Source organism: Vibrio harveyi NBRC 15634 = ATCC 14126 = KCTC 12724 (assembly GCF_001591145.1).
GTDB classification, from domain to species: Bacteria; Pseudomonadota; Gammaproteobacteria; order Enterobacterales; family Vibrionaceae; genus Vibrio; species Vibrio harveyi.
Genome location: NZ_BCUF01000005.1, coordinates 118,103 through 140,812 on the forward strand (window position 1 = coordinate 118,103; position 22,710 = coordinate 140,812).

General features: G+C 45.8%; 16 protein-coding genes and 1 pseudogene. 8 read left to right on the plus strand and 9 right to left on the minus strand.

What is annotated here, in order from left to right:
• Positions 1 to 251: 251 nt before the first annotated feature.
• From dgcA to VHA02S_RS04505, 4 genes are all read right to left on the minus strand, one after another.
• A complete protein-coding gene (gene dgcA / locus VHA02S_RS04490; protein WP_038899341.1) occupies positions 252 to 1,238 on the minus strand; it encodes an N-acetyl-D-Glu racemase DgcA in 987 nt (328 codons plus the stop codon).
• A gap of 26 nt (positions 1,239 to 1,264) precedes the next feature.
• A complete protein-coding gene (gene dgcN / locus VHA02S_RS04495; RefSeq protein WP_038899342.1) occupies positions 1,265 to 2,269 on the minus strand; it encodes an N-acetyltransferase DgcN in 1,005 nt (334 codons plus the stop codon).
• Between the two features lie 179 nt (positions 2,270 to 2,448).
• The gene (locus VHA02S_RS04500) at positions 2,449 to 3,333 is read right to left on the minus strand and encodes a LysR family transcriptional regulator (RefSeq protein WP_038899343.1); all 885 of its coding nucleotides are present in this window, start codon (positions 3,331 to 3,333) and stop codon (positions 2,449 to 2,451) included.
• Positions 3,334 to 3,504: 171 nt separating this feature from the next.
• The gene (locus VHA02S_RS04505; RefSeq protein WP_009703553.1) at positions 3,505 to 4,608 is read right to left on the minus strand and encodes a mechanosensitive ion channel family protein; all 1,104 of its coding nucleotides are present in this window, start codon (positions 4,606 to 4,608) and stop codon (positions 3,505 to 3,507) included.
• 349 nt (positions 4,609 to 4,957) lie between these two features.
• On the opposite strand from VHA02S_RS04505, the gene VHA02S_RS04510 reads away from it, so the two are divergent.
• The gene (locus VHA02S_RS04510; protein ID WP_005452917.1) at positions 4,958 to 5,305 is read left to right on the plus strand and encodes a helix-turn-helix domain-containing protein; all 348 of its coding nucleotides are present in this window, start codon (positions 4,958 to 4,960) and stop codon (positions 5,303 to 5,305) included.
• A gap of 65 nt (positions 5,306 to 5,370) precedes the next feature.
• On the opposite strand, the gene lldD is transcribed toward VHA02S_RS04510, so the two are convergent.
• Positions 5,371 to 6,510 carry an FMN-dependent L-lactate dehydrogenase LldD gene (gene lldD / locus VHA02S_RS04515; RefSeq protein ID WP_005452916.1) on the minus strand — a complete coding sequence of 380 codons (1,140 nt, stop codon included), beginning with the start codon at positions 6,508 to 6,510 and terminating at the stop codon, positions 5,371 to 5,373.
• A 291-nt stretch (positions 6,511 to 6,801) separates the two neighbouring features.
• Positions 6,802 to 8,492: pseudogene (locus VHA02S_RS04520) on the minus strand (L-lactate permease).
• A gap of 156 nt (positions 8,493 to 8,648) precedes the next feature.
• On the opposite strand from VHA02S_RS04520, the gene VHA02S_RS04525 reads away from it, so the two are divergent.
• Both VHA02S_RS04525 and VHA02S_RS04530 read left to right on the plus strand, forming a co-directional pair.
• Positions 8,649 to 9,548, plus strand: coding sequence for a LysR family transcriptional regulator (locus VHA02S_RS04525; RefSeq protein WP_038899344.1), 900 nt, complete (start codon positions 8,649 to 8,651; stop codon positions 9,546 to 9,548).
• A 137-nt stretch (positions 9,549 to 9,685) separates the two neighbouring features.
• Positions 9,686 to 11,725 (plus strand): prolyl oligopeptidase family serine peptidase, encoded by a 2,040-nt coding sequence (locus VHA02S_RS04530; protein WP_038899345.1) that lies wholly within the window; start codon positions 9,686 to 9,688, stop codon positions 11,723 to 11,725.
• 281 nt (positions 11,726 to 12,006) lie between these two features.
• On the opposite strand, the gene VHA02S_RS04535 is transcribed toward VHA02S_RS04530, so the two are convergent.
• Entirely contained in the window at positions 12,007 to 13,638 is a 1,632-nt protein-coding gene (locus VHA02S_RS04535) for an ABC transporter ATP-binding protein (RefSeq protein ID WP_005452912.1), read from the minus strand.
• A 101-nt stretch (positions 13,639 to 13,739) separates the two neighbouring features.
• Positions 13,740 to 14,237: a hypothetical protein gene (locus VHA02S_RS04540; RefSeq protein ID WP_017189599.1), complete on the minus strand. Its 498-nt coding sequence runs from the start codon at positions 14,235 to 14,237 to the stop codon at positions 13,740 to 13,742.
• A gap of 197 nt (positions 14,238 to 14,434) precedes the next feature.
• Here VHA02S_RS04540 and VHA02S_RS04545 point away from each other — a divergent pair, with 197 nt between their 5' ends.
• From VHA02S_RS04545 to VHA02S_RS04555, 3 genes are all read left to right on the plus strand, one after another.
• Complete coding sequence (locus VHA02S_RS04545) at positions 14,435 to 16,795, plus strand: Lon protease family protein (RefSeq protein ID WP_005452910.1); 2,361 nt, start codon at positions 14,435 to 14,437, stop codon at positions 16,793 to 16,795.
• Positions 16,796 to 17,022: 227 nt separating this feature from the next.
• Positions 17,023 to 18,651: a methyl-accepting chemotaxis protein gene (locus VHA02S_RS04550; protein WP_005452908.1), complete on the plus strand. Its 1,629-nt coding sequence runs from the start codon at positions 17,023 to 17,025 to the stop codon at positions 18,649 to 18,651.
• Between the two features lie 205 nt (positions 18,652 to 18,856).
• A complete protein-coding gene (locus VHA02S_RS04555; RefSeq protein WP_005452906.1) occupies positions 18,857 to 20,485 on the plus strand; it encodes a methyl-accepting chemotaxis protein in 1,629 nt (542 codons plus the stop codon).
• A 63-nt stretch (positions 20,486 to 20,548) separates the two neighbouring features.
• On the opposite strand, the gene VHA02S_RS04560 is transcribed toward VHA02S_RS04555, so the two are convergent.
• Positions 20,549 to 21,295: a flagellar brake protein gene (locus VHA02S_RS04560; RefSeq protein ID WP_017189597.1), complete on the minus strand. Its 747-nt coding sequence runs from the start codon at positions 21,293 to 21,295 to the stop codon at positions 20,549 to 20,551.
• 142 nt (positions 21,296 to 21,437) lie between these two features.
• On the opposite strand from VHA02S_RS04560, the gene VHA02S_RS04565 reads away from it, so the two are divergent.
• Both VHA02S_RS04565 and VHA02S_RS04570 read left to right on the plus strand, forming a co-directional pair.
• Complete coding sequence (locus VHA02S_RS04565) at positions 21,438 to 21,713, plus strand: GNAT family N-acetyltransferase (RefSeq protein WP_038899346.1); 276 nt, start codon at positions 21,438 to 21,440, stop codon at positions 21,711 to 21,713.
• Positions 21,713 to 22,702 (plus strand): phosphotransferase, encoded by a 990-nt coding sequence (locus tag VHA02S_RS04570; RefSeq protein ID WP_038899347.1) that lies wholly within the window; start codon positions 21,713 to 21,715, stop codon positions 22,700 to 22,702. Before VHA02S_RS04565 ends, VHA02S_RS04570 begins: the two co-directional genes overlap by 1 nt.
• Positions 22,703 to 22,710: the final 8 nt, after the last annotated feature.

Sequence of the window (22,710 nt, forward strand, 5' to 3'; positions counted from 1 at the left end):
TTCCAAAGCAAACCTGATATCAGGTACGAACTGCATTGGAGTAGGGCGGGTTTACCGCCTGTTCGTCTTCCATGTCATTTTTCGGATGACTCTATACATACAACCACCACCTTGCTGAAAAAGCGCATTAGAGGTTACTACCGTGTTAGCATGCCGTAATAACCTCGTAATTTATGTGACTTATTTCATGCTGATGGTGTTTGTTTTTTAATCTAGGTCATGAAATCGGTGATGGGGTTATCATCGCTTCTTTACAGAACGATTTCTCCTTCTCGATATACCAAAGCGGGCTCAATATCCTGACCCAGTAAAATCGGACCATCTAAATCAACCACTTTCGATTGGACCGCGATGGGTAGCGCTGCACGCATAGACAATGAAGTGCCTAACATGCAACCGGACATCAAGGTAAAACCAAGGTGTTTCGCTTCTTCTGCAAGCAATAAGGCTTCGGTAAGACCACCTGTCTTGTCGAGTTTGATGTTGACCATTTCGTATTTGCCTACCAATTCATGCAATTGTTGGCGTGTATGGCAACTTTCATCGGCACAAAGTGGAATTGGGTGCGAAATGTCTTTTATCTTATCATCGTCATTCGAGGGTAAAGGCTGCTCAATCATCGCAATATTCAGTGGCGTTAACGCGGCAAACGTGGCGTCTAAATCCAGCTCTTGCCATGCTTCGTTTGCATCCAGCACGATCATCGCATCGCCTGCCGCCTCACGAACAGCGCGAACGCGTTCAATCACTTGTTCGCCATCGAGCTTCACTTTAAGTAGTTTTGCGCCTTGTTCGATGTAGTTGCGGGTCTGGTTTGCCATTGCCTCTGGCGTGTTAATCGACACGGTCATCGCAGTAACAATCGATGTTGGCAATTCAAATAGATCTTGGGCATGTTGCTTGCCTGCGAGTTTGGCTTGTAAGTTCCACATCGCGCAGTCGAGCGCATTACGTGCCGCACCGGCAGGGAGAAGAGTTTGTAGTTTTTCTCTGAGGGAGACTATGTTCGCGTCACCTTTGGCAAACAAACCTTGCAGTTCATGAGCGGCTTGAGAAATGGCTTTGATTACCGATTCCACCGACTCGCCGTAACGAGGGTAAGGCGTACATTCACCTTGGGCACTGATGCCATTTTGTTCTACGGTTACGCGCACCACGTGACATTCGGTTCGGCTGCCACGGGATATACGGAAAGGCGTCGCCATTGCAATGGTGACGGGCTCTACATGAATTTTCATCGCGTCTACAATCCTTAAATCGCAACTTAACTCGCAATAATCTGTTGAGCAATTTGCTCTACGCCAAAACGCACAGGATCGGTTACGGACACTTGGTATTTCTCCGTCCATTCTTGGCAAAGCTGTGCGGCATCATCTTCACTGATTGCAGAGGTATTCAAGCAGATTCCAACAAGTTGTGTGTCAGGGTTTGTTAAACGTGCTGCTTGTAAATTTGCCTCGATGGTTTGTTCAATCGTTGGCAATTTCGCATGGGGAAGGTTGCGAATGTGTGGGCGACCGATCTCGTGACACAATACCAAAGCGTCCGCTTGTGCGCCGTGAAGCAAGCCTAAACTCACGCCCGCAAAAGAAGGATTGAACAACGAGCCTTGTCCTTCAATGATGTCCCATTCATGGTCTGTGAACTCAGGGCTGATGGCTTCCACCGCACCAGAGATAAAGTCCGCGACAACAGCATCAATCGAAATACCACTGCCCGCGACTAAGATGCCCGTTTGACCTGTGGCTTTGAACTCAGCGTTACAACCAGATTGCTGTAAAGCTTTCTCAATCGCGAGGGCAGAGAACATCTTGCCAACCGAGCAGTCGGTGCCAACCGTTAGTAAGCGTTTCCCCGAGCGCGCTTTACCATTGCCCACTTTGAGCGAGGCATCGTAATGGCGTACATCGTGTAACTTGGCTAAGCCACGTTGTTGTAAGTCATCTAAAGGAGCGAATTCAGAAAGACGTTGGTGCATACCTGAGGCGATTTCAAACCCCATTTCCGCCGCTTCTAGTAACGTCGCTTGCCATGATTCAGGAATAACACCACCAGGGTTTGCTGTGCCGATGACGAGCGTTTTTGCGCCTTGCTGCTGAGCCTGTTGCAGCGTCATATCGGTTAAACCTAATGAAACGGTTTCTGACGTAAGACGAAGCTGCCCTAAGCAAATCTCTGGGCGCCATTGATGGATACCGCGTGCAGTTTTTGCGGCTAATGGATCGGTGACGTCACCAAGAAAAAGTAAGTAAGGTTGAGCAATTTGCATGATGGTTCCCTCTGTCATTCTGTATGTTTTTAAACAGTACGTTTTCAAACAAGACGTTTTTAACCAATACGTTCAAGTAATGGCGTTTTCAAACAATGTAGCCAGTTTGAAGAGGGAAGCCGAATGCCTATTTGTTGTGCGTCTATAACTTGAGGTTATAGGGTAAGGTGAGTGCTAACTTACTGATTCACATGTCGCTTAAGTGAATCAATAAAAAGCTTGGTCGAAATGGATTGCGGTGTATGTTCCGCAAACATGATAGAGATTGAAAATGACAGTGCAGGAGAAAGTGAGCGCACGCTTACCGATTCATCATTTTGATACTGTTTTGCTGTCCATGGATCGACAATCGCAAAGCCGGCATGGTGTTTGACCAGTTCAGCAGCAGCGGCGTAACTGCGTACTATGATTGCGTGGTGATAATGTTCGTCGCGTGCCGAGAGTGTTTGATGAAGCAACAAACCGAGTGGGTCTCGACTGTCCAAGCCGATGATTGGCAATTCGTGCTGAATCAAATCATCAAACGATACCGAGTCCTCAGTTGAACTGAGCGCTTCTTTTGGCGCAATCAGAACAAGTTGTTGCTTGAGTAACACCTCACTCAAAATTGCGGGTGGCGCTTCTTCACCGAAGGCAATCGCCACATCCAATTCGTGCTTAAGTAAGCCTGAACACAGCTCATCACGGTTTGCCGTTAATAGTTCAAATGAGATGCCTTGTTGCTTCGACAGTGCAGCAACCGTTGGAGCAAGCAGTTGGGAAGCTAAGACAGGAGGTGCTCCGACTCTCAAGTGCTGAGTGCCTTGTTTCACTTTACTGGTGAGGGAACGAAATTGCCCAAGCTGTTGGTAGACTTTCTCGGCTTCTGGTAATAGGGCTTTGGCTTCTTGGGTCGGTACTAAGCGGCCTTTGACGCGCTCAAACAGGGCAAAGCTAAGTTGTTGTTCCGTGTGGGCAAGTACCCGAGTGACATTGGGTTGCGATACATGCAATAAGCGCGCGGCACCAGAAACGGTTCCGGTTTGCATGATGGCGTAAAAGACTTCCAATTGTCTTAAATTCACTGCGCTGTCCTTTTCATTCGCTTGAGCTAGAAGCTAGCTTATCCAATTCCTACACTTTTTAACAATAGTTGCTCGAACTTGCCCTATAGATAAAAAGAAAGCCCCAGCATAACGTCCGGGGCTTGGTCCTTATTTGATAAGCCATCGTTAGATGATGGCAGTCTGCAATCGCTAGTAGCCTTGATCTTCTTGCGCTTGTGCTTTCGCCATTTGAATTGGATCGAGTTTGAGCGTTTGAGTTGGGAATGCGATGTCCGCTTCGTGTTCTTTAATGATCGCCATTACTTGCAGTAACACATCTTGCTTCACTTCATGGTAACGCACCCAGTTCACCGTTTTAGTGAAGGTATAAATGAAGAAGTTCAGTGAGGAAGCTCCAAACGAATCAAAGTTCACAATCAGCGTTTGACGCGTATCAATATCTTTGTGGTTTTGTAGCATTTCACGTACCGCATCGATGATGACGGGGACTTTTTCTGCATCATCATAACGTAATCCTATCGTTTCAAAGATGCGTCGGTTTAGCATGCGCGATGGGTTTTCTACGACGATATTGCTGAACACTGAGTTTGGTACATAGAGCGGTCTTTTATCGAAAGTACGGATACTGGTCATGCGCCATCCAATACGTTCAACAGTGCCTTCGATTTTACGATCTGGCGAGCGAATCCAATCGCCAACTTTAAATGGGCGATCGAAGTAAATCATTAAGCCGCCAAAGAAGTTGGACAGTAAGTCTTTTGCTGCTAAACCGACAATCAAACCACCGACGCCACCAAAGGTTAGCAAACCAGAAAGGCTAAGCCCGAATGCTTGCATGACGGTAAGCACACCAATCACGATGAAGAACAGGCGCGCGACTTTGGCGATCGCTTGCACCGTGGTTTCATCACGAGTTTTCTGTTCCAGCACATAGTCCTCAACATTAGTGATAAGACGCATCACTATCCAAACTAATATGCTGATCACTAGGATGAGTTTGAGTGTGCTAAGCCAGTTGAACTCGTTGCCTAACTCACTTTGCAGAACAATGCCGATTGATACCGTAGCGGGCCAACACCAAATGAGTGTGCTGACGGGGGTTTTTAACGCTTCTAATAAAAGGTCATCCCAATGGAAGGGGGTTTTCTCTACAAGAATCGCGAGGCGCGAATGCAAGACACGCCAAGCAATCCAAGCAAAGAAGCTGGCTATCGTGATAAATAAAACGCTGCTGCTCCAATCTTGGTGGTTAGCCATGACGTAAGTTTGAAGTTCTGTAAACCACTGTGGCATAAGTAAAGTTTCTTTTTATAGAACAATGGGGGAAAGGTAGCAGAATTTACCAATTCGCCCTAGAAAAATGATGAGGCGGAACGAAAGTGACAAAGTCTCGTTGTGTTGTAACAGGGATGTTTTGCTGTTTACATTGCCATTAATGACTTTTATATTAATTCAAGATGATGATAGGTATGACGAAATGTAAAGTATGAGTAAATCAACCTATGAGATGTGATAGAACTCGTAGATTGAAAGATAAGCACTACCATACGAACCATCAATTGTAGGTTCTTTGACTCATCGCTAACATTTATCACATTTAAATATGAGACTTTAAGGTCACTTTGAAATGCGGAGATGAACCATGGAATTTACAGAGCTAGACCGAAATGCGCTCTACGACATTTGGATGTCGCAAAAAGCAAAAATGCACCTTACCCAAATGGAGATGGCAAAACGTCTAGGTTTAAGTCTACATGAGTTCTCTTCGTTGTTACGCGGTAACGCACCGTTAACTTTGGGCTTTGTTAAGCAGTTATGTGAGCAATTGCACGTTCGTCCCGGACAAGTTATCCCATCAATGACCGAACGCGATGTATCGGGTTCTGGTTCGGTTTACTTACAAAACAGAGTGACCGTAGACGGCGACATTCGTAACGTTTTTATTGAAGGCAACCAAGTGGTGATTGAATACGAACATCACGTCCGCTAATTCAAATTTCTAAAAAAGCGAGCTTATTGAGCTCGCTTTTTTATTAGGGGGAGAGTCGGCAAGGTCTATGGAATCTTCACCAAAGAATCACGCGACAGATCGGCGATAGTTTTTGCGCCAGTGAGTGTCATCGCTACGCGCATCTCTTTGTCATACAAATCAAGCAAGTTTTCAACACCCGCACCGCCTTGTGCCGCTAGAGCGTAAACAAAAGAGCGACCAAGCAACGTACAGTCAGCACCAAGCGCCAACATACGAACGACATCCAGACCAGTGCGGATACCGGAGTCGACGAAAATCTTCAGGTCGCCTTTTACTGCATCTGCGATGCTAGGCAGAGCTTTCGCTGTCGAAAGGACACCGTCAAGTTGACGCCCACCGTGGTTGGATACAACGATACCGTCTGCACCGAAGCGAACTGCGTCTTTTGCATCTTCTTCGTCTAGGATGCCTTTGATGACCATTGGTCCGTCCCAAAAGTCACGAATCCACTCTAGATCTTTCCAAGAAATCGAAGGATCAAAGTTTGCACCGAGCCAGCCAATGTAATCTTCCAGCTTCGTTGGTTCGCCACGGTAAGTAGAAATGTTCCCTAAGTCGTGAGGTTTACCTAATACACCGACATCCAGTGCCCAGCTTGGATGGCGCATGGCTTGGAATACTCGGCGCATCGCTGCATTTGGACCACTCATACCAGAGTGCATGTCACGGTAACGAGCACCTGGAACTGGCATATCTACGGTGAAAACCAGTGTCGTTACACCTGCCGCTTTCGCGCGCTCAAGTACGTTCTTCATAAAGCCTCGGTCTTTTAGAACATACAGTTGGAACCACATTGGGCGTTCGATCGCAGGTGCGACTTCTTCAATAGGACAAACGGATACCGTTGACATGGTGAAAGGAATGCCTTTCTTTTCTGCGGCTTTCGCGGCTTGTACTTCGCCACGTCTTGCGTACATACCAGTAAGACCAACAGGAGCAAGTGCGATTGGCATAGCAAGTTTCTCACCGAAGATCTCAGTCTCTAGGCTTAGATCGCTCATGTCACGCAGAACACGTTGTCGCAACGCAACATCACCTAAATCATCGGTGTTGCGTTTCAGCGTGCGCTCGTCGTATGAACCACCATCAATGTAATGGAAAAGAAATGGAGGCAGCTTGGCTTTCGCAGCAGCGCGGTAATCTGTAGAAGCAGAGATAATCATAATAGTGTGTCCTGGCTGTTATTCTAAGATTGCGTCCTGAGTCAATGAGCACCTGCTCTGTCAGTGTTCCACTGACTGCCATCCTTTCGGCAGTCGACGTCAGAATAGAGTATAGATAAGTGATTGAGCTGTGGTGGATTCCATACACTGAACAATCAATTATCTGCACTGAAAAAGACTGGTACACCGGTCGGGGGATTGATGCAGCAAGCCACACCAAAAGTGTCGGGGTAGTAGTGCAGACCGATGTACCAGAGAAAGAGCAGGGCGGGGGAAGCCCTGCATTTATTATTAATTCATTAAAGCGTCGGTGATTTGGAAACCGTAAATTAGAATCAGACCGATGATGCCAGTTACCACGAGGTAATAGAACGTTGGAATGACCGTCTTACGTAGCGTTGCACCTTCGCGTCCTAACAGGCCAACGGTTGCGGATGCAGCAACCACGTTGTGGATAGCAATCATGTTACCCGCAGCTGCGCCTACCGCTTGTAGAGCCACGACAATGGCACTTGAGATGGTCAGTGTCTGTGCTACTTCGAACTGGAATTGGCTGAACATCATGTTCGACACTGTGTTAGAGCCGGCGATGAATGCACCAAGGGCACCAACGGTAGCACTCAACGCCGGGAATGCTGAGCCAACTAGGTCTGCTGCGAAGTTTGCCGTGGTTACTGGCATACTTGCGAGATCTGCACCGTTGACACCTGAGTTAATGAAGATGCGAACCATAGGAATGGTGAACACAAGAACAAAACCTGCACCAATTAACGTCTTACTCGATTCGCCAAACGCTTTACCCAATGATTTCGCACCACCACCTTGTAGAAGAACCGCAAGGAATGCTACGAAGACTAGGATGCCACCAGGAAGGTATAGAGGTTGAATCGCTGTGCTGATGCCTGTCTCGCCAAGAATATTACCAAACGAAAGGCTTACGCTCTTAAGTAGACCTTTGAACTCAGGGCTAACACGGCTTGCAACAAGGATAATCGCTAGTAGTACGTATGGAGCCCATGCTTTGGTCAGACTCATTGGTTTGCCGGGTTGTCATCCAGATTGATCTTTAGAGAGCCGAGCCATTCTGCTGGCCATTTATCTTCGCTTTCGAAATCCCATTTTGTTTTTGGAACAAGGAAGCCTTTCTTCGCCGCGGTAACCACAATGGCTAGACCCACTAGACCACCAATGAGTGATGGGAACTCTGCACCCAAGAACACGCCTGTAAGTGCGTAAGGAACGGTGAAAGCAACACCAGCAAATAGTGCAAATGGCAGAATGTCTAGACCTTCGCTCCAGCTCTTGTTTTTACCGAAGAAGCGAGTCAGCATCATTGCCATTAGTACAGGAATTAGCGTGCCAACGGTCGCGTGAATCATTGCCACACTTGCGGTGATTTGTTGCAGGTAGGCATCCCACGTTGAACCGTGTGCGACAAGTGCTTCACCAATGTTGTGTGTATCTAGACCTTTATTCACACCCACGATGATTGGTGTACCAACCGCGCCAAATGATACTGGTGTTGATTGGATCATCATGCCCATCAAGACCGCTGCAAGAGCAGGGAAACCAATCGCAACCAATAGTGGTGCTGCGATGGCTGCAGGTGTACTGAAGCCCGATGCACCCTCAATGAATGAACCAAAACACCAAGCGATGATGATGGCTTGCACTCGACGGTCTGCCGAAATATCAGTAAATCCATTGCGGATAGTCGTGATCGCTCCGGTATGTTTTAAAGTGTTGAGCAAGAAGATGGCACCGAACACGATCCATAGAACAGAGACAGTAATTCCTAACCCTTGGAATACAGAGGCCAGTACGCGAGTAGCTGACATATCCCAAAACATTAGGGCGATAGCGACGGTTAGACCGAACGCAACAGGCATAGCTTTTTTAGCAGGCCAGTTGAGACCAACCAATAATATGGCGGCGACAACAATTGGCGAAAACGCCACAAGGGCAAGTAGGGTTTCACTCATTGGTACATCCTCGTACGCTGACTTCTCGAACGGCTTTATGCTGTAGAGATGATTTTTGTTGTAATGGTTTTGTTAATTTGGCGTGAATTTACCCCTTTATTTTTTATAGATATAGGGAAATAATGAAATTAATTTATTCCAAAAGTGACATAATCGATGCGTGCAGACGACCTAATCCTATTCTCTCAGGTAGTAGAAATGGGCAGCTTTAGTAAGGTGGCTGAAGAAAATAACCTTACAAATTCGGTAGTTAGTAAAAGAATTGCTCGATTGGAAGAAGAAATTGGCGCTCAGCTATTATATCGAACAACGCGTAAATTGACCCTGACCGAAGCGGGAAAGGTTTTGTTACATAGTGCTAAAAATGTGAAGCAAGCCACTCAGGAGGCTATGGATGCAGTTTCAGGCTTTGGTGAGAATGTCAGTGGTCATATTAAAATGTCGGTGCCGACTATCTCCGGTGATTTGATTCTAGCGGACGCGGTTGCAGAGTTTTGTAATATGCATCCTGGTTTAACAGTGGATATGTCGCTTGATAACCGCTTTGTCGACTTGGTTGCTGGTGGTTTTGACTTGGTAATTCGTACCGGCTACTTGGAAGATTCCAGTCTGATTGCGAGGCATATTCTGGACTCTCAATGGGTAGTATGTGCTTCTCCTTCTTACATTGCTAAACATGGTAAACCGATCGAACCGATCGATTTAACGACACACAACTGCTTGCAATACGCCTATCAAACCACGGGGGCAACGGATTGGCAGTTCAAAGGCAAAGATGGCGATTACATCGTTAGAGTCTCTGGATGTTTATCGACAGATAACGCTACCGCATTACGAAAAGCAGCTTTGGGTGGGCACGGCATTGCCTACGTACCGCGTTGCTTGGTTTATCATGACATTCGTAGTGGGGAGTTGGTGGATATCTTCCCAGAATTGGTTGGTAAAAAGCTAGGTATCTACGCGGTTTACCCTTTTACTCGTCAACCGCCTAACAAAGTGAAGCTTTTAATAGAACACATTCGAGAGCGATATCTCACTATCTCACATTACTTTTAGTCGGTTCATAAATATAAGAAATGTTTCAATCTATTGGTTGAAATTCTGTACCTGAACCCTAAGGTAGGTATTGAGAATAAATCTCAATAAAATAATAAAACTAAACACTTAACTTCAAATGGAGTAACACGGACGTTATGCATTACCCAAAAACTCGTAAAGATTCTGTCGTCGACACTTATTTTGGTCACGACATCGCAGACCCATATCGTTGGCTGGAAGACGATTTGAGCCAAGAAACCGCAGAGTGGGTTTCAGGACAAAACTCAATCACCTTCGATTACTTAGGTCAGATTCCTTTCCGTCAACAAATTCGTGAACTAGTGGCGAACAGTCAGAACTATGAAAAGTATTCTCAACCTTTTGTTCATGGTGACTATACCTACTTCTATAAAAATGACGGTTTGCAGAACCAGAGCGTTTTATACCGCCGTAAAGGGGATGAAGAAGCGGAAATCTTTCTCGATCCAAACACGTTTTCAGAGGAAGGAACGACATCGCTTGGGGAAGTGAAGTTCTCTAATGACGACACTCTTGTCGCCTATTCAATTTCTGAGGGTGGTAGTGATTGGCGTAAGATCTTTGTCATTGACGTCGAAACGAAAGAGCAACTTGAGCCTGAAATCGTAGATGCTAAGTTCACTACGATTTCTTGGCTTGGCAACAAAGGCTTTTATTATGCAAGTTATGACAAACCAAAAGGCAGTGAGCTTTCAGCACGCACTGAGCAGCACAAGCTTTACTACCATGAGCTAGGCACATCACAATCTGAAGACAAAGTGATCTTTGGTGCATTGGAGTCACAAAAGCACCGTTATGTAGGGGGAGTGACAACCAAAGATGATCGTTTCTTGATTATCACTGGTGCGGAATCGACATCAGGAAACAGACTGTTTTATGTCGATCTTACTTCAGAAGAGCAAGCAGTGAGTACGCTTCAAGATACTGTCGAAGGTGACACTTATCTTATCGATAACCAAGATGACACATTGATCTTTTACACCAATTTGGATGCGCCAAACGGCAAGGTGGTTGGCTACAACACTCAATCTCAACAATGGACAGAGATCATAGCCGAGCAGGAACAACCACTGGATATCAGCAAAGGTGGTGGTTATTTGTTTGCCACTTACATGGTTGATGTTCTCTCCAAGGTTCAGCAGTTTACTTATCAGGGGGAGTTGGTACGCGAAGTCACTCTACCCGATCAAGGCACCGTATATGGCTTACAAGGCAAAGCAGAAGACAAGACGCTTTATTATACTTTTACTAACTACGTGACCCCTCCAACCATCTTCTCTTTTGATGTAGAAAGTGGTGGTTCAGCGCTTTACCAAGAATCAAAAGCGCCGTTTGACCGTCAAGAATACGAATCTCAACAAGTGTTCTATACCTCGAAAGATGGCACGCAAGTACCGATGATCATCTCTTACAAAAAAGGCACCAAACTCGATGGTAGCGCACCAACCATGCTTTATGGCTACGGTGGTTTTAATATCAGTTTGACGCCGATGTTCTCGGGAAATATTGCGAACTGGCTAGAACTGGGCGGCATCTACGCGGTGGCAAACATGCGTGGTGGCGGTGAGTATGGCAAAGCTTGGCACAATGCAGGTACTCAACAACAAAAGCAAAATGTGTTTGATGACTTTATTGCCGCGGCGGAATATTTGATTGAGAAGAACTACACCGGTTCAGAGCGTCTTGCGATTCGTGGGGGCTCAAATGGCGGCTTGTTAGTTGGTGCGTGTATGACTCAACGTCCAGAGTTGTTTAAAGTCGCGATTCCTGCGGTTGGTGTATTGGATATGCTTCGCTACCACACCTTTACGTCTGGTGAAGGCTGGAAGTACGACTACGGCACGTCAGAGCAAACTGAGTCTATGTTCAAGTATCTACTCGGTTATTCACCCGTACACAACGTGAAAGAGGGCGAGTCGTACCCTGCGACGCTTGTCACGACCGCAGACCACGATGACCGTGTGGTACCTGCACACTCATACAAATTCATCGCAGAGTTGCAAGACAAGCATCAGGGAGACAATCCAGTATTGATTCGTATTGATGTTAACGCAGGACATGGCGCGGGTATGCCTTTGAGTAAACAAATCGACCTGACCACGGATGTTTACGCGTTTGCGTTACATAACATGGGCATTACGGCACTCGATATTTAAAGGCTAACGACCTGACGCTAAGTTGTTTTCCTTGGCGTCAGAGGCTAGCAGCCAGTCAGGTGCGAGATACCATCTGAAACACAATAAAAAATGCCGCGAAATCATTCGCGGCATTTTTCATGGTTGGGGGAACTCAATTTGATAGTTAGGGTGACTAAGCCTAACTTTGAACCAACCAGTCTCGGCGGCCAAACCGAATGGCAGCTATACCATTTTCGTAGTTATGGCGAAAATCTCACCATACTTTAATCCTAGTGTATGAATATGAAACTGTGACTAATCTAAGCAGCATCATGTTGATTTTCATTGTTTTCAAGATCAAATGAGGCATCAATCAGCTTTCTAGTGTAATCACTTTTCGGGTTATGGAAGATCTCCTCCGCAGTCCCTTGCTCCATTACCTCACCCTTTTGCATGACCAATACACGATCAGAGAGTGCTTTAACGACAGAAAGGTCATGGCTGATAAAGAGGTAGCCAATATTGTGCTTTTTCTGCAGATCTTTTAGCAAATCAATGACGGTTAACTGAACAGAGCGGTCGAGAGCTGAGGTTGGCTCATCAAGCAAAATGAAAGAAGGCTCAAGAATCAACGCGCGCGCAATCGCAATACGTTGACGCTGACCGCCAGAAAACTCGTGTGGGTAACGGTTAATAGATGCTGGATCTAGACGCACTTCACGCAGCACATCACGCGCCTTTTGCATTCGTTCCGCTTTGTTCATTTGAGGTTGATGAACGGTTAGTCCTTCAGTAATGATTTCGCCAACGGTCATACGAGGCGAAAGCGAACCGTATGGGTCTTGGAAAACCATCTGCACGTCTTTCTTCAGCGCAAAGCGTTCTTTGTCCGTCAGAAGCGCTAGGTCTTGCCCTTTGAACTGAATTTTACCCGTTGACGGCAGTAAGCCAATCAATGCACGACCAAGGGTCGATTTGCCGGAGCCTGACTCGCCAACGATACCTAGGGTCTCTCCTTGTTTTAACGCTAAGGAGATGCCTTTCACGGCTTCAAAGTATTCATTTTTACTCGCAATGAAGTGAGGTTTAACAAGAAACTTAACGCGGATGTCATCGGCTTTTAGCAGTTCAGTCGCATCTTCTTCAATTGGGTCTTTGCTGCCTTTTGGAATCGAATTAATCAACATCTTAGTGTAATCATGTTGCGGGTCTGAGAAGAGCGCTTCAGTGATGCCCTCTTCGACGACTTCACCTTTACACATGACTAATACTCGGTCTGCAAAGTGCTTCACAACGCCTAAGTCATGAGTGATAAATAGGATCGCCATGCCCATTTTGGCTTGAATCTCTTTAATCAGATAAAGCACTTCTGCTTGGACGGTGACATCGAGCGCAGTGGTTGGCTCATCAGCAATCAGGATATCTGGTTCGTTGATCAATGCCATGGCAATCATTATGCGCTGCAACTGACCACCTGAAAATTCGTGCGGGTACTTATCATAAGCTTGTTGAGGATTTGGTAGATGCACCAAATCGAACAGTTCAAGTACTTTTGCTTTGGCTTGTTTTTTACTTACAGGACGATGACACATAATGGCTTCTGCCACTTGAATACCAACGCGCATGTAAGGATTGAGTGAGGTCATCGGCTCTTGGAAGATCATGCCAATACGATCGCCGCGGATACTCTGCATCTGACGTTCGGTTTTATCTAGTATGGACTCGCCTTCGAAGAAGATAGAAGAATCTGAGTGCAAAATGGCATTGTCTGGCAGCAGTTTCATCAACGCATTGGTTGATACTGATTTTCCTGAGCCGGATTCGCCTACGATAGACAGTGTTTCACCAGCTTTGAGATCAAAGCTCACCTTCTTTACTGCATCGACGATACCATCGTTTGTCGTAAAACTGACAGATAGGTTACTCACCGAAAGAATGGTTTGTGTGGACATCACGTTTCCTTGTGTATCGAGTTGTTATTACTTTTATGCTCTCGCCTTGCCGTGGCAAATTCCTATGCCTTATCGCTCAAATGATCAATCATCTTGAACGATCAATTATATAGCTGAGTCGCTCCGGTTTCTGCAGAACTCATGGTTTGTAAATACAAGAACTGCTCATGAGCACGAGTGACATGATCGAGTTCTATCATCCACTCTGCATTTCTCTGAGCAGAGCAAAACGCTGCCATATGAGCCAACAAATCTTCACTGTGTTTGCTGAGCATCTGGCTCACTCGACCAATTAAATCGTGGGTTTCTAGCTGTAAAAACTGGAGTAGCGCATAAGATTGATTAAGAGCCGAGAACGCCTCTTGCTGCATTCCGAGTTTGTTTAGGATTTCAGATTGCGCCACGCTGGCATCGCGTAAACCACTCACTAAACATACGAACTGGCATGGCTTAGTTTGTTCATTTTCAAGAGCGGAGTGAATGTGATTTGGCAAATGGTTGAGCACATCTTCGTACAGACGATGGGCTTCAGGCCAGTGACCTTGCTCCATCAATTGCTCTGCTTTCAAGTAGCGCATCCAGCATTGCTCAATATTCATCTTCGTCTCCACAAAATTCGATTTGGATAGATATTAAATGAAATTAATTATCAATTGCAAGTGCGACTTATTAGCATTTTAAACTTAGAACAGCTGCTCGTAAAATGTGCAAACGAACCGGGGTGGAAGATAAATCACTTAAATTTAAACAAATAATCTCTACACTGAGGTAAAGACAATAAGAAAAGGAGGCAAGTATGGCAGTACAAAGATTGGAAGCTAAACAGCTGTATTCTGTAGCTGAGTTAGAGAATATGCCATGTAAGTCGACCAAGGAATTACCTCCGATTGACGAAATTGTTGGACAAGAGCGCGCACAAAAAGCGGTTGAGTTTGCTATGTCAATCAAGGAGAAAGGGTACAACATCTACGCCATAGGTCAGAATGGTCTAGGTAAGCGCACGATGATCCTGCGCTATTTAAACCGTCATCAACATGATGCTGCGGCACTGTTTGATTGGTGTTACGTTGCAAACTTTGAAGATACGCGTATACCGAAAGTGCTTAAGCTGCCTTGTGGCATTGGTAATAAGCTGAAAGTGGATATTGAAAAGCTGATGGGCAAATTGCTTAACGCATTGCCACTCGCCTTCGATAACGAGATGTATTATAGCCGTGCCGATCGCCTAAAAAACCAATTGGCGAATAAGCAGCAATCAGAGTTAGACAGTATCAGTAAAGAAGCCAAAGAGAAGGGCATTAGTCTAACGATTACGGCACAAGGCGATTACCAATTTGTGGCGATGAACGGTGAAGATCTGCACACCGAAGAATCTTTCGATGAGCTAAGTAAGAAAGAACAAGAGTATTTCGGCAGCAGCATTGATGAATTGGAAATCAGCCTGCGCAACATGGTTCGCGAGTTGACCGAGTGGGAAGACACGTTCAGCGAGAAGATTAAAAAGCTCAACGATGACGTGACTCTGGATGTGATCACCCATTTCATTAAGCAATTGAAATTGGATTATGCAGAGTACCCAGAAATCAAAACGTACCTGACCGATCTGCAAAAAGACATTGTTGAAAATGCAGAGATCTTCTTGGAGCAGAGTGGAGAGCAAGGTGAGATTGCAACAGCATCTTTAGATAAGAAGCTCCCACGCCGCTACAAAGTAAACGTGTTGGTGAGTCGTAAAGATTGTGAATTCCCTATTGTGGTGGAAGAAAACCCAAACTATCACTCACTGTTTGGCTCAATTGAAACGGCGACGTTCAAAGGTACCGTGTTCACGGACTTTTCTTTGATTCGAGCTGGTAGCTTACACAAAGCGAACGGTGGTGTGCTGCTGATGGATGCACAAAAGGTGCTGGAGCAACCTTATGTGTGGGATGGGTTGAAGCGCGCATTGCGTTCTCGCCAATTGAGCTTCACTTCGCTAGAGAAAGAGGTGACGTTGACTGGGGCGGTTTCGCTCGATCCTGAACCGATTCCATTGGATATCAAGATCATCTTGTTTGGTGATTACCGCACTTACCAATTGCTACAGCACTACGATCCAGAATTTGGTGAACTATTCCGTGTTACAGCTGATTTCGAAGATGAGATGAAGCGTACACCGGATTCAGAACTACAATATGCACGCTTTATTTCAAGCGTGGTGAATGACAATAATATGCTGCATTGCGATAAGAAAGCCATCGCACGCATCATTGAATACAGCTCTCGTTTGTCTGGTGACCAGACGAAGATTTCACTGCACTCTGCCAACATTGCAAACCTATTACGTGAGTCTAACTACGTGGCTCGCCAAGCGAACTCCAATATGATTCGTATCGGGCACGTAGAAGAGGCGCTGAGTAATCAGGAAATGCGAGTGAGTCGTTTGCAAGACAGCGTGATGGAAACCTTTGTCAACGGCACGACTTTGATCCATACCGAAGGTTCTGCGGTTGGGCAGGTAAATGCATTGTCAGTGCTGAGCACCAGCGATCACATGTTCGGTGCACCTAACCGAATTACAGCGACTACTTGTTATGGTGATGGCGACGTGATTGATATCGAGCGAAGCGTTGATCTTGGCGGCAGCATTCACTCGAAAGGTGTGATGATTCTGTCGGCTTATCTATCGTCTGTATTTGGTAAGACGGCACGTGTTCCACTGACAACCACGATTACTTTCGAGCAATCATATGGTGGTGTTGACGGTGACAGTGCGAGTATGGCGGAGTTCTGTGCGGTAGTATCGGCATTCTCGAAGCAGCCAAACCGTCAGGACATTGCTATCACAGGTTCGATGAACCAATTTGGTGAAGCACAGCCTATCGGTGGGGTAAATGAGAAGATCGAAGGTTTCTACGATGTGTGCGAAATTAAAGGTCGTCACGATGGACAAGGGGTGATTATTCCGCGCTCAAACGTACATAACCTGATGCTTCGTTCTGACATTGTTAAAGCGGTAGAGAAAGGGGACTTCCATATCTGGGCAATCGACCATGTTACTGAGGCTGTTGAGCTGTTCACTGGCAAAGCGGCGGGCGAAGCAACAGATGAAGGCACATACCCAATCGATACTATTTTTGGTTTGGCACAAGCTAAGCTCAATGCGTTGAGAAAATAGGCGCTTATTAACATAAAAATTGATAGAAAAGCGTACAAATTTTCATAACTTGTCATAACGACAATATCCCGTCGCACTTGACGGGATATTGTCGATAAAGTTATGAAATTGATGGCTTTTCGTTCTGGACAAAAGTGTGATCTACCTCTAGTATTTGCCTCCTTGTTTATTCGTCTGGGAATAATCCCATCGCAAGGAAGCCAACACTCAAATACCTGAGGTTACTCATGCAGCTATCACTGAAAAACTTGTCGGTACGTACGCAAGTTTTGGTTCCAGTTTTATTCACCGCGATCACTCTGTTTATTACATTGTGGATCACTCAAAACAACCTAGAAGCAGAGCAAGAATTGGTTGCTTCTAACTCCGATTCTCTTGTGTTCTATAAAGACACATTAGCGAAAATCGATGACCAAGTTTACCCATTGCGCATAAGCGCGGTTTACGCGATCTATGATGCTTCTCGTCGTGATGCATTCCTTGCTGATCTAAAGTCAGGCGCGAAAGCGATTGATATCGATCTTGATCTTGTTGATGAGCGCGGCACGTTCAGTAAAGAAGCGCAAAAAGTACGTCAAAGCATCGATGCATACATTGATTACTCAACACGTGCTGTAGAGTTCTTCAACCGTCATGATCGTGGTCTGGTTTCTGATAGCGAATACACAAACTTCATCTCAGGTTACCGCCGTGTTGGTAACGAAATGGTGGCAACCATCAACGCACTATCACAACGTGTGAATGAGATTGCGACTGAAGCAACTGCAGCAAGCGCTCGTGAGCATACTCGCGTACAAAACAACGCAATGATCTCTGTGATTGCGGTATTTGCGTTCTCTTTGCTGGGTGCTTGGTTCCTATCTGGCATGATTGTTACGCCAATCCAAAAACTGCAAGAAGTGATGCGTAAGCTAGCAGGTGGTGACCTGTCAGTGCGTGCAGACATTGATGGCGACAACGAAATTTCTCAGCTAAGCAAAGACGTCAACCAAACAGCGAAACAGCTTCACGATACGGTTGATCAATTGATGCGCATCAGTGAAGAAGTGGCGTCTGCTTCAACAGAACTTGCAGCGGTAATGACGCAAGCTGAAGCGAATGCACAACAAGAATTGGCTGAAATCGAGCAAGTTGCATCAGCGGTTAACGAGCTAGCAAGCACAGCAAACAATGTGAGTGATAACGCGACATCTGCAGATGCGACTGCGCGTGAAGCTGATGGTCTAGCACAGTCTGGCTTGTCGATCTTCCAAGAGAGCGCTCAAGCAAGCGAGCAGATGTCTCAAGCACTGAACGATGCAGCACAAGTGGTATTGCGCCTAAAAGAGCAGTCTGTTCAAATCAACGATGTGATTGAAGTGATTCGTGGCGTATCTGAGCAAACTAACCTTCTCGCACTGAACGCAGCGATCGAAGCTGCACGTGCTGGTGAATCTGGTCGTGGTTTTGCTGTCGTAGCAGACGAAGTTCGTATGCTGGCAGCGCGCACTCAAGACTCAACGCAAGAAATCTCATCAATTATTGAAGAGCTTCAAGCGCAGTCTGGTCTTGCAAACGACAGCATGCAGGTGAGCCTAGAAATGCTTAACCGTAATAACGAGCTGACACAGCAAGCGAACGATGCGTTGATTGGCATTACAGAGTCTGTTGCAAACATTAACGATTCAAACACGCAAGTGGCGACTGCCGCAGAAGAGCAATCTCAAGTAACTCAAGACATCAACCGTAACGTGGTTAACATGTCTGAACTGGTAAACCAAAACGTAGCAGGCATCAGCCAAAGCGCGAGCGCAAGTACAGAGCTTTCTCACCTTGCTGAGAAACAGAAAGAGCAATTGAGCTTCTTTAAACTATAAGCAATCCGCGCCAATTGATATTACGAGAATCCCTAAGCGAAGGCTTGGGGATTTTTTTATCCATAATTCCAGCATTTTATTGAGCTTGCTTATCAATACGATAAACATAATTTGTTGGCTGAAAGTTACTGATATCTATAACATTCCCGCCCATTTTACAAAACTTGACGTGCCCCCACGTCTTTTATTTTTTATTGGTTCGGAAATGCAGAAATTATTAAAAAACCTGTCAGTCAGAATGCAGGTACTTTTGCCAGTTTTGGCAACGGCGTTAGCAGTGGTTATTGCTCTGTGGTTCACACGTAATGAGCTACAAGTAGAGTTAAAACGCAGTACGGAGAATAGCGAGTCTGTCATTCTGTACAAAGACCTATTGTCAGAAATCGACAACTTGGTTTATCCCCTTCGAATTAACGGCATTTACGCCATGTACATCCCTGAGCGTCGCACAAATTACATCAATGAGCTCAACAACATCGCAAAAGAGATAGACAATAAGGTAAGTCAAATTGGTGCGAACCCTGCTTACCATTCGCAAACTAACGATGTGCGTGAGAAAGTAAGCGCATATATCGAGCAAGCTCATCGAGTGATTGATGCTGTGACAAAATACGATCAAGGTTTACTCAGCGCAGATCAGCGTGAGGAGATGATCACTCAATACCGCCGTGCAGGTAACGACATGGTGACAGTAATGAATGCGTTGTCTAAGCGTGTTAATGAAGTTGCTGCAGAAAGCATGGCAGAAAGTGAACGTCAAAACCTACGTGTACAAGACAATGCGACGTTCACGGTTCTGTCAGTGTTTGCCCTAACGCTTATCGGTGCATGGTTACTGTCTGGCAAGATAGTGACACCAATCATCAATCTACAAGGTGTGATGCGTCAGCTTGCCCAGGGTAATCTGAACGTGCGTGCGGAAGCGGATGGTGAAAACGAAATGGCGAAACTAAGCCAAGATGTAAACCTAACCGCAGAACAATTGCGTAGCACCGTAGATCAATTGATGCGTATCAGTGAAGAGGTTGCTTCGGCGTCAACCGAACTGGCTGCTGTGATGACTCAAGCAGAAGCTAACGCGCAACAAGAGTTGATCGAGATTGAACAAGTCGCGTCGGCAGTCAATGAATTGGCAAGTACCGCAGACAATGTAAGCAGTAATGCAACAGCAGCAGACTCCACGGCACGTGAAGCTGATGGCTTGGCGAAGTCGGGCTTGTCCATTTTCAAAGAGAGTGCACACGCTAGTGAACAGATGTCAGAAGCACTGAACGACGCAGCTCAGGTGGTTCAGCGTCTTCAAACTCAGTCTGAGCAAATCAGCAACGTGGTTGAGGTGATTCGCGGTGTATCAGAACAAACGAATTTGTTAGCGCTGAATGCTGCGATTGAAGCCGCTCGTGCAGGTGAATCCGGACGTGGTTTTGCGGTCGTAGCGGATGAGGTTCGTATGCTGGCTGCTCGCACTCAGAAATCAACACAAGAGATCCAATCCATCATTGAAGAACTGCAAGCGCAATCGGGTTTGGCGAATGACAGCATGCAAGTGAGCTTAGATATGTTGTCTCGCAACAACGAGTTGGCTCATCAAGCGAACCAAGCGTTGGTGGGAATTACAGAGTCTGTTGCAGACATCAACGACTCAAATACACAAGTTGCAACGGCGGCAGAACAACAATCTCAGGTGACTCAAGACATCAACCGTAATGTGGTCAATATGTCTGAACTGGTCAACCAGAACGTTGCTGGTATTAGCCAAAGTGCAAGTGCAAGCAGCGAGCTGTCTAAATTGGCGGAAAAGCAAAAAGAGCAATTAAGCTTCTTCAAATTGTAATTTGAGCAGAAAAGCAAAAGGCACCGACTATCGGTGCCTTTTTGTTTTGGGTGCTGAGGAGGGTTATCCCTTCAGCTTCAGTTTCGTGCCATCAAATTTAAGATGGCTCAATAGGTTCTTTGCATTTGCTTTGCCGAAGTCATCAAACTCCATGCCATATCGCGCATAATGTGTGGATTTCTGTAAGTTGCAGATTCGCCCTTTGAGTGGTGCGAGCATACGCCCATTCCCGGGCATCGCGATATCCAACGTGACAAGATCACCAACTTGAAGTGTTCGGCTCATCGGTGAAGTCACAAAGCGACAACCGCTTTTTGATAGATCTCGAATTTCGCACTCTGCACGGAATTGTTCAAACTGGAGTCGAGAGCGTAAGTTCACTTCATATCGCACTTCTTTTCTCAATTGGTAGACCTGCATGGTATTTGGCAAGCCTAAAACTAAGAGTGGATATGGGTCTCCAAGGCGATGTTGAAGTTGTGCTCGAAAAGGAATAACAGCGCCTTCACCACGGTGTGAATAAGCTTTCACGTTAATCCAAAATCCCTCTTGAAAATAAAACTTTAAATCGTCATCGGAGATATTTGGGATCTCAATTAGCGCGGTATTGTTGGAATGACAGCCCATAAAGGTGCTGGTGGTGATGAACTTAGTCCCCACGGGCGTCGTAACATTCAATGTCACTTCACTACCGTGCTCCACCATTGCCATTGCATCAGTGCTGTTTAATGTTGTTGCCTGACGTTCAGGTGCATTTTTGCTTGGCTGAGACGAACGATTGTCCCTTGCACTCGTCATCATATTTCTCATTATTATTGTCGTACCTAATGTGAGAAGACGTTTCGCGCTATGTTATGGTAATACTAAATTACTAGACTATTGCGTGGATATCATTCTATGCAGTCGCATAGCGAGTTTCAATAAAGCACAAGTGAAAAGTGGGGCACGGATAATGCAGAAAGTGACACAAGACACAACAAGCCAAATTTTTTGGGTCGATTTGGAGGAAAACCACAAAACGAAAGTGGTTTATAAGCTCGATGGGCAAGAGATGCATATCATTTCAACGCTTATTCCTGAAGAAGTAAGAGGGAAGGGGTATGGCAAAGTGATGATGGAAGCTGTTTTACCAGAGATCGAAGCGCAAGGTTATCGCATTGTACCCGTTTGCCCATACGTGATTAAATACATGGCAACGCACCCTGAATGGGCACATTTACTCGCATAATGGAGCCAATGAATAATCCGCTTTATCAGAACATAGGTGACGAGCTAGCGCTTGGCACTTTAGAGCACATCGATGTGATTCAATCTTTATGGGGCGGTTATGGGGAGTTAGTTCGACTGACTTTTCCAGACCGTTCCGTTATCGTAAAACACGTCAAATTACCAAGACCGTCACAACATCCGAGAGGGTGGAATACAGACCGCTCGCATCAACGTAAACTGCATTCTTATCAAGTTGAAGTGAGTTGGTATCAGCACTTCAGCCAACCTGTTGATGAACGTTGTCGAATTCCACAAGGATTGAAGTGCTTTCAGAATGAAACAGAGTGGTTGATTGTGATGGAAGATCTGGCTCTGGCGGGTTATCCAAACGTCGTCAAAGACGCGACCAAAGTTCAGTTAAAAGCTTGCTTGACGTGGTTAGCCAACTTTCATGCGCGCCATATTGGGGTTCGCCATGATGAACTTTGGCAAACCGGAACCTACTGGCATTTGCAAACGCGACCGGATGAATTGGTTGCGTTACAAGATAATAGGCTCAAGCAACGCGCGGAGCGCATTGACCAAACGTTGCGTCAGGCTCGGTTTCAAACCTTAGTGCATGGTGATGCCAAGCTGGCAAACTTTTGTTTTAACGAACAAGGCTCAGCGGCGGCAGCGGTAGACTTCCAGTACGTGGGGCATGGCTGTGCGATGAAAGATGTTGCGTTGTTTATGAGCAGTGCAATCGAGCCGAGTCAGTGTACTGAGATGGAGTCTTGGGTGTTAGATAACTATTTTTCTGCGTTAACGAATGCGCTGAATCACTACCAGCCCGACCTTGATAACAACGTCGTCGAGCAAGAATGGCGACCATTGTTCGCACTTGCTTGGGCTGATTTTCAACGATTTGTGAAAGGATGGAGTCCAGAACACTGGAAAATTAATCCCTATACGGAATCACTCACCAAACGCGCACTCGATGAGCTCGATTTAGGTTCTCACCAGTAAATAAAAAC